We start from the raw sequence: 2,017 nt of genomic DNA, 5'->3' as shown, positions 1-2,017 counted from the left end.
GAGCAACCTCAGCTATATCGCGGCATACAGTTTTCCAGATCCGTCTTACGGCGTCGGGGGTCAGGGGTTTGCCTCGGCCTCCGGTGACGCCAGCCGTGGTCATCTCTGCGGCCACCTCAGCCCAAGTTGGCTGAAACTCATCAAACAGAGCGGCCATGGTCGCATGGCGTCGTCGCAGCCATCGGTATGCGTCCGACCGACCGCCGAAGGCTCGTTGTTGCGCACGCTCTCTCAACTGGTTCAGGGCATGGTCTGACATTCCCCGATCGTGCGGCTGATCGGCGCGAATGGCGTCAGTCGAACGGCAGTGGACCGGCAGTGGCGCGTCAGCCTGACGGCAGTCGGGCGGCAGTCAAACGTCAGTCAAGAAGGGGACATACACCAATGCACTGTTAGTGCGGGCTGCGCCCGGGTGGCGCATCCCATTCGCGCCGGTCGGCGCGAAGGTGGGGCATGGACGAAGATACGCGGGCCGCCCTCGCCGCCATCCAAACGGGCATCGCCAACCTGACTGCCAGCGTCGCGCTGGTGGCTCGGCATCAAACCATCCAGGGGGAGAAGATCAGCCGCATCCTGGATGTCCTGGTGCCCGAGGAAGATGAGGAGGAGGAGAAGGGGCCGACCACGGCCGAGCTGCTCGGCCGGATGATGGCTGCTAACGCCAAGGCCGTGAAGGAGATGACGGCTCAGCTGACAGAGATCAGCGGTGCCGTGGAGGGCGTGCCCGTGAACACGGTCCAGGCGATGGGCCAAGCATTCAACATGCCAGAGAGGAAACCGGGATGATTACATTTCGGAAGATCCTGGCGGCGTCCAGCGGCAAGCTGGTCTCGGCGTACTTCACCGAACATCAGCCCGATCCTGAGCGCGATCTTCGGTGTGAGCCTGGGGTGCATGCCGATCAGGAGGGACGGCTGACGGCCTACTACACCGGCCGGGAGATGCGGGCCCATTGGCGGGTGGACATGCCACAGGCAGTCGCTGAGGCTCTGGGCATCGACCCCACTTGCTCCCCCAAAGCCGGCGAGCTCAACCACCTCTTTGAGGCGAAGCGTGGCGATAATGGCGAGCAGTGGAGCCGGTACCGGCGGGAGAATTCGTCACTCGACTTCACTTTCTCCCCCCATAAATCGGTGACGCTGGCGATTGAATTTGCCGAATCTCCGGCCGAGGAAGCGTTGCTCTGGACGGCTGTGNAGCGACCTGGGATGGGCCCGATCTGGTTTCGAGGGCAAGGGTGTAGCCGAGCCTGGTGCGGTTGGCTGGGTGTCGTTTCCCCATACCCAGGCACGGCCGACCCTGCAGGTTCAGGACGGAAAAACCGGCATTACCTATCTGGCGGAGTTTCCGACCGTCGGCGACCCGCAGACCCACGTTCATAATCCGATGTTCAACCTGACCGTCACCGATGACGGTCGCATTGGATCGCTGGATACGCAGCGCCTGACGAATACCCGGCTGCATGTGTGGGGCGCCCTGGGCCAAGCCGTCCTTGCCGAGGAGATGCGCCGGCTGGGTGTCCGGGTGGCGGTTGATCCGACAGGCCGGTTCGCTGTGCTGGCGTCGATTGACCAGCGGGCGGTCGATCACTTCTCGAAAGGCCATCGCCAAGCCGAGCGCAATGCTAAGCGGTACGCCGCGCGGATGGGCGAGGATTGGAGCACGCTCTCGGCGGAACGGAAGTTCGGCCTCATGCAGTCGGCCGCCATTCACGAACGCCATTCAAAGGCTGCCCGAGGCGGGGCGAAGCGGGAAGGGCTCACCCCAAAAGAGGATTGGCGCTACCAGGCCAAGGCGCTCGGCTGGACGCATCGCACGGTCTTGGAGGGGACGGCCTACGCCCAGCTGACCGATGCCGAGCGCTATGACGCTGCCTATGCCTTCGCTACCCGGCATTTAGCCAAGGAGTTTGAGACGGCCGCGGTACTGGATCAGGACACCGTCACCCTCTGGGCAATCCGCGGCCTGATCGGCGCCGGATACAAAGGCAGTGTGGACGTCGACGGTGTGGTCAAGC

General features: G+C 63.7%; 4 protein-coding genes. All 4 read left to right on the top strand.

Annotation, left to right across the window (positions count from 1 at the left end):
* Nucleotides 1-256, top strand: a 256-nt coding sequence (locus QWZ14_RS05660; RefSeq protein WP_290315658.1) for a hypothetical protein, incomplete at its 5' end; no start/stop codon positions are given.
* Nucleotides 257-453: 197 nt separating this feature from the next.
* Nucleotides 454-786 carry a hypothetical protein gene (locus QWZ14_RS05655; RefSeq protein ID WP_290315657.1) on the top strand — a complete coding sequence of 111 codons (333 nt, stop codon included), beginning with the start codon at nucleotides 454-456 and terminating at the stop codon, nucleotides 784-786.
* Nucleotides 783-1,382 carry a relaxase domain-containing protein gene (locus QWZ14_RS05650; protein WP_290315656.1) on the top strand — a complete coding sequence of 200 codons (600 nt, stop codon included), beginning with the start codon at nucleotides 783-785 and terminating at the stop codon, nucleotides 1,380-1,382. The genes QWZ14_RS05655 and QWZ14_RS05650 overlap by 4 nt, the downstream gene beginning before the upstream one ends.
* Nucleotides 1,267-2,017: relaxase domain-containing protein (locus tag QWZ14_RS05645; protein WP_290315655.1), on the top strand; the 751-nt coding region annotated here is incomplete at its 3' end. The genes QWZ14_RS05650 and QWZ14_RS05645, both read left to right, overlap by 116 nt.

Source organism: Paeniroseomonas aquatica (genome assembly GCF_030409335.1).
GTDB lineage: Bacteria > Pseudomonadota > Alphaproteobacteria > Acetobacterales > Acetobacteraceae > Belnapia > Belnapia aquatica.
The sequence above is the reverse complement of the archived record's forward strand: the minus strand, read 5'-3'. Positions and strand labels throughout refer to the sequence as shown.

Bases quoted from the DNA above. Each gene is read 5' to 3' on its own strand.
- QWZ14_RS05655 (WP_290315657.1), top strand. From the start codon at position 454: ATGGACGAAGATACGCGGGCCGCCCTCGCCGCCATCCAAACGGGCATC.